At 49.2% G+C, this 5,519-nt stretch carries 6 protein-coding genes; 5 read left to right on the top strand and 1 reads right to left on the bottom strand.

The genetic code is table 11. From position 1 onward, the window contains the following. Window positions 1-26 precede the first annotated feature (26 nt). The 5 genes from GZ1_RS17210 (at window position 27) to rlmH (ending at window position 3,710) form a co-directional block, all read left to right on the top strand. Window positions 27-809, top strand: coding sequence for a two-component system regulatory protein YycI (locus GZ1_RS17210; RefSeq protein WP_013146696.1), 783 nt, complete (start codon window positions 27-29; stop codon window positions 807-809). A 6-nt stretch (window positions 810-815) separates the two neighbouring features. Further along, complete coding sequence (locus GZ1_RS17215) at window positions 816-1,610, top strand: MBL fold metallo-hydrolase (protein WP_013146695.1); 795 nt, start codon at window positions 816-818, stop codon at window positions 1,608-1,610. A 101-nt stretch (window positions 1,611-1,711) separates the two neighbouring features. After that, window positions 1,712-2,932, top strand: coding sequence for a S1C family serine protease (locus GZ1_RS17220; RefSeq protein WP_060788975.1), 1,221 nt, complete (start codon window positions 1,712-1,714; stop codon window positions 2,930-2,932). 61 nt (window positions 2,933-2,993) lie between these two features. Next, window positions 2,994-3,146, top strand: coding sequence for a CxxH/CxxC protein (locus GZ1_RS18635; protein ID WP_083509335.1), 153 nt, complete (start codon window positions 2,994-2,996; stop codon window positions 3,144-3,146). A gap of 84 nt (window positions 3,147-3,230) precedes the next feature. After that, complete coding sequence (gene rlmH, locus GZ1_RS17225; RefSeq protein WP_041468625.1) at window positions 3,231-3,710, top strand: 23S rRNA (pseudouridine(1915)-N(3))-methyltransferase RlmH; 480 nt, start codon at window positions 3,231-3,233, stop codon at window positions 3,708-3,710. A gap of 357 nt (window positions 3,711-4,067) precedes the next feature. On the opposite strand, the gene GZ1_RS17230 is transcribed toward rlmH, so the two are convergent. Beyond that, complete coding sequence (locus tag GZ1_RS17230; RefSeq protein WP_013146692.1) at window positions 4,068-5,306, bottom strand: GGDEF domain-containing protein; 1,239 nt, start codon at window positions 5,304-5,306, stop codon at window positions 4,068-4,070. Between the last annotated feature and the right edge of the window lie 213 nt (window positions 5,307-5,519).

A 5,519-nucleotide genomic window follows, 5' to 3' on the forward strand; every position in this document is an offset into this window, starting at 1 on the left:
CCATGAGGCGGGAGGAGGGGGAACAAATGGACTGGAGTAAAACGAAGACGATTTTTATTATCGTGTTCCTCATCCTCGACTGCTTTTTAGGCTATCAGTTTATGGAAAAACGAAACAGCAGCCAGCTCGATGTCATTTTGGAAACGACGATTGAAGAGCAGCTTGAGGCGAACGGCATTACGTATGTGGATCTGCCGAAAGAAGTGACGAAAGCGGCGTATGTCAGCGGCAAAAGCCGCTCATTCACCATGGCGGATGTAAAAAAGCTGCCCGGGCAAAAAGTGAAAATCGAAGGAGAAACGAAAGTCAAAGGGACGTTCATCGATCCGGTTGCGCTGCCGATTGACGATCCATACCAGCTGCGTGAGTTTTTGCAGCGCTACATCATCGGCGGCGGGCAATATGCCTTTTGGTCGTTTGATGAAAAACAAGGAATCTTGACCTGCTACCAAGTGTATGACGGTAAGATGATTTACGGCAATGAAAACAGCAAGCTCGTCATCCATGTCAACGGGAGACGGGAAGCGCTGTCGTATGAACAGACGATGCTCAGCGACTTGGAAAAGTACGAGCGAAAGCAAGATATCGTCCCGGCGATTAAAGCCATTGAGACGTTGTACCGAAAAGGGCATTTGCAGCCGGGCGACCGCGTCACGAAAGTGGAGCTTGGCTATTACGGGCTTGTTCAATTTACTGCATCCCAAGTGTTGACTCCAACTTGGCATATTGTTGTCAATCGGAAGGAAGACTATTTCGTCAATGCGTTTGAAGGGCAAGTGATCAATGATCAAGGAAATGTGCTGGAGTGAAAGAACATGACGATGCGATTTAGTGTGCTGGCCAGCGGCAGCACCGGCAACGCCTTTTACATTGAGACAGACCGCCAGCGCCTGCTTGTTGACGCCGGTTTGAGCGGCAAGCAGCTTGAGGAGTTGTTTGCTGAGATCGGCCGCCATCCAAAGCAGCTTGATGCGCTGCTTGTCACCCATGAACATAGCGACCATATTAAAGGGCTCGGGGTGCTTGCCCGCAAGTATCGGCTGCCGGTGTATGCCAATGAAAAAACGTGGCGGGCGATGGAACAAGCGGTCGGCGACATTCCGCCCGAGCAAAAATTTGTCTTTCCGCTCGGCGCGGTAAGGACGTTCGGCGATGTTGACGTCGAATCGTTCGGCGTCTCTCACGACGCCGCCGAGCCGATGTTTTACGTTTTCCACTATGAAGGGAAAAAGCTTGCGTTGCTCACCGATACCGGCTATGTGAGCGAGCGGATCAAAAAGACGATTGAAAACGCGGATGTGTTCGTGTTTGAAAGCAATCATGACGTCGGCATGCTGCGGATGGGGAGATATCCATGGAGCGTCAAGCGCCGCATTTTAAGCGATGTCGGCCATATTTCGAATGAGGAAGCGGGTTTGGCGCTTGCTGACGTGATCGGCGACCGGACAAAGCAAATTTATTTGGCCCATTTGAGCCAAGATAACAATATGAAAGAGCTGGCGCGCATGACCGTGACGCAAGTGTTGGAACAGAAAGGCTTAGCGGTCGGCGCCCGCTTTCGTTTGTATGATACCGATCCGCGTCGGGCGACGGCACTAGCGTATGTATAAAGCCCGTTTTGCCGAAACTGAGGGAGACACATTTGTTGGATTTTTTCTCCTGTTCATGATTATAATGAGGGATGGAGACGAATGTGGAAAGGAGGGTGAGCATGGGATACTACGACGACCATTATGAGCCGTACGAACAAACGAGGAGGAAGCGGCGCAGCGGATCGTTTGTTTCCGCGCTTGTCGGCGCCGTGTTAGGAGGGCTGCTCGTCCTCATGTCCATTCCGGCGCTTTCCCGTTGGGATATCCTCCCGTATGATGTTGTGCCGAATCAAAGAGCAGAGGAAGAGCCAAAAACAGAGGAAAATGGAACTCCACCGATTCGGCAGAGTGTTTCCGTAGATGTGACGACGGCGGTGACAAAGGCGATCGACCAAGTGTCGGATGCGGTTGTCGGCGTTGTCAACATTCAAGAAGCCAGCTTCTGGTCGCAAGGAGGCGAGGCTGGCGTCGGATCGGGCGTCATTTACAAGAAAGCGGGAGGCCGGGCGTTTATCGTCACGAACCATCATGTTGTTGAAAACGCCAGTCAGCTCGAAGTGAGCCTCAAAGATGGGACGAGAGTGCCGGCGAAGTTGCTGGGCAGCGATGTGCTTATGGATTTAGCCGTCTTGGAAATTGACGCGAAGCATGTGAAAAAAGTCGCCCAGTTCGGCAACTCCGATACAGTGAAGCCAGGCGAGCCGGTCATTGCCATCGGCAACCCGCTCGGCTTGCAGTTTGCCGGCTCGGTGACACAAGGCATTATTTCCGGAACGAACCGGACGGTTGAAGTCGATTTGGACCAAGACGGCGCTCCAGACTGGAATGCAGAAGTATTGCAGACAGATGCGGCGATCAACCCGGGCAACAGCGGCGGCGCTCTCGTCAATATCAAAGGGCAAGTCATCGGCATCAACTCGATGAAAATCGCCCAAGAGGCGGTTGAAGGCATCGGGTTCGCGATCCCGATCAACACGGCCATTCCGATCATTTCGGACTTGGAAAAATACGGACAAGTGCGCCGTCCGTATATGGGCGTTGAACTTCGCTCGCTGAGCGACATCCCATCGTACCATTTGCAGGCGACGCTCCATTTGCCGCCGAACGTAACGGAAGGAGCGGCGGTCATTCAAGTCGTGCCGATGTCGCCGGCCGCACAGGCGGGCTTAAAACAGTTTGATGTCATCGTGGCGCTTGACGGCCAAAAAATCCGCAACGTGCTTGATTTGCGCAAATATTTGTATACGAAAAAATCGATCGGTGACCGGATGGAAGTCACGTTTTATCGTGATGGGAAAAAACGCACGGTCACGATGAAGCTGGCGCGCGAGTCGTATTAAACGAAAGCGGATGGAGGGAGCGGAAACGCTCCTTCTTTTTTCCACAAGGAAAGGGGCGAGAATGATGATATTCACATGTGAAGAACATGTCGACATCGCCATTGATCAATATGTAGATGAAACGGAACAGGCGCCGGATCTCCTGCCTGTGGACAACAGCGAAAAACAGTGCTGTTTTTGCTCGAAACAAGCTGTATATGTCGTAGGAGGATAACAGTTTTTTCACAACATGTGGATATGTGTTGTGTATATGTGGATAAATCTTGTTGATAAGCTGTTTATAAGGCAGGGGTTGTTTGTGCATATTTCCATTGTCGCTGTGGGTAAATTGAAGGAAAAATATTTAATCGCTGGAATTAATGAATATACAAAGCGTCTGTCCGCATACGCCAAAATCGACATCATCGAAGTCGCTGATGAAAAAACGCCGGAGCGGGCGAGCGAACTTGAGGAGGAACAAATCAAAGAGCGCGAGGGAGGACGGCTGCTGGCGAAAATTCCGCATGACGCCCACGTCATCGCGCTCGCGATTGAAGGGAAGATGAAATCGTCCGAGCAATTCGCCGCCCGTCTCGATGAGCTCGCCACCTACGGCAAAAGCAAAGTGGTGTTCGTCATCGGCGGCTCGCTTGGCTTAAGCAAACAAGTGATGGCGCGCGCCGATGAGACGCTGTCGTTTTCGAAAATGACGTTTCCACACCAGCTGATGCGCCTCATTTTGCTCGAGCAAATTTACCGCGCATTTCGCATTAACCGCGGGGAACCGTATCATAAGTAAATGGGGTTTTTCCATTTCTTAGTTTCATGATGGGATGAAGACGTTCTATCGCAGATTTATCCATTACGGTTGAATATGGGGGATAAAGTATGAGACATTTGATTCAAATAGCCGTTGCCGCCAATGCAGCACAACGGCTATCCTTCATCAATCACCGTTTGTGTAATGATGAAGCGGTCTCATTATTTTATGGAAATTATTTTCTATTTAGAAATTTTTAGGTTATCAACTCAAGGGGGCCGCATTGGTTTGACAGATCGCGAATCTTGATTAAGGTGTTATGCCAAATGACGTTTAGGGAAATATAGCAGGAAAAGAGGGTTGCGCTAAGGAAAAGTCAGGGGAGAGCCGCCTAATTTATGCAACTCCCCCGCATTGGGCTGATACTTTATTTTTGCCGCTTTCTTTCGAACGGAGCAATAAATGGTCGGCATAAATGTACGCTTTTTCAATTGACATCGTTCCTTCTGCTTGACAAAAGTAAAGACCGAACGACGACGTATAGGCAATGGGACGTTTCGCCGCCATATAATCGACCAACACGGTGCTGCGGCGCACTGCTTCTCGAATCTCCTCGACAAGCCGGACGCTCTCTTCAAACGTGCGATTACGCAAAAACATCGTAAATTCTTCACCGCCGCTGCGGAACAAAAAATCGCCCTCTTTGAGAAACTGTTTCAAGGTTGAGGCGAAATGGCGGATCACCTCGTCGCCGACGGCATGGTTATACGTGTCGTTGATCGTTTTAAAATTGTCGATATCGGCGACGACGACGCCAATCCATTCACCGGATCCGTTTAGCTTGGCGATCGTTTGATCCATGTAGGCGCGGTTATGGATGCCGGTCAAAAAGTCGGTGTAGGCCATTTTTTCGAAGTGGTCGCGTTCTAGTTTATGCTGGATGCTTTGCGATTTGGAAAAAAACGAGCGGCTGACGAAGTAATTCAGCAAAAATAAGCTCAAAAGCATATCCCACCGCTGTTCTTGCAAAAAGAGAAATAACAGACCGTTTGTCAGCGCCGTTTTTCCCATGTCCATCCAGCTTCTCGTCTTAATAAAATCCAACGCCTCGCGCTGTGTCTGAATGTCGCCGGTTATATAAAAAATGATGATCAGGCAACAGTCAGTCAAAAAGGAAACGACGATGACGAGCAGGAATAAAAGCAGCCAGAAGCCAATGAACGGAATAGACTGAAACAGCGGACCAAGGAGATCGTATAAGGCAAACGCGAGCGAATTGAACGTCACAAACGAACCAATGTTGTACAATGTGTGCAGCCATTCATCGGGTTCCGCTGTTTTCAAATATTTTTTGGCTATATGTTCAGTCAAGCGAAACAACGCTTCAAAGATAAACAGCCCGAACGGGCCGGCAAATAAGCAGAAGGATAAACTGTAGTTAATGCCGTAATCAACGGGAATATTGTTTTTCGTTTTGTCTATGACGCGCAAGTGTGAATACAAGCTGGAAAACAGCCAATAAAACAGCAAAGCGATGACATAGGTGCGATCGAAGAAAGGCGGCTTTGACACAAACACAACAGCAATGGACGCGGAAAAAACAGCAAAAATAATCGGTCGTGCTCGGAGTAACATCTCGGCTCTCTCTCCTATAAATCTGACCTCTGACAACTTCGTCGTTGATGAAGTGATTCCAAAAAGAGGAAGACCGCTCACATGCCAGTGGCTTTCAGCAAAAATACGGATTATAGCAGACGATGGCGAACGGTGAATTTGGAAACCGTCTTTTTTATAGAATCAACATGTTCCCAATTGGAACAAACGAACATATGGTTATATCTATTATAA

The organism is Geobacillus zalihae NBRC 101842 (assembly GCF_001544135.1).
Classification (GTDB): Bacteria; Bacillota; Bacilli; order Bacillales; family Anoxybacillaceae; genus Geobacillus; species Geobacillus zalihae.

Bases quoted from the DNA above. Each gene is read 5' to 3' on its own strand.
- GZ1_RS17220 (WP_060788975.1), top strand. From the start codon at position 1,712: ATGGGATACTACGACGACCATTATGAGCCGTACGAACAAACGAGGAGG.
- GZ1_RS17215 (WP_013146695.1), top strand. From the start codon at position 816: ATGACGATGCGATTTAGTGTGCTGGCCAGCGGCAGCACCGGCAACGCC.
- GZ1_RS18635 (WP_083509335.1), top strand. From the start codon at position 2,994: ATGATGATATTCACATGTGAAGAACATGTCGACATCGCCATTGATCAA.
- GZ1_RS17210 (WP_013146696.1), top strand. From the start codon at position 27: ATGGACTGGAGTAAAACGAAGACGATTTTTATTATCGTGTTCCTCATC.
- GZ1_RS17230 (WP_013146692.1), bottom strand. From the start codon at position 5,306: ATGTTACTCCGAGCACGACCGATTATTTTTGCTGTTTTTTCCGCGTCC.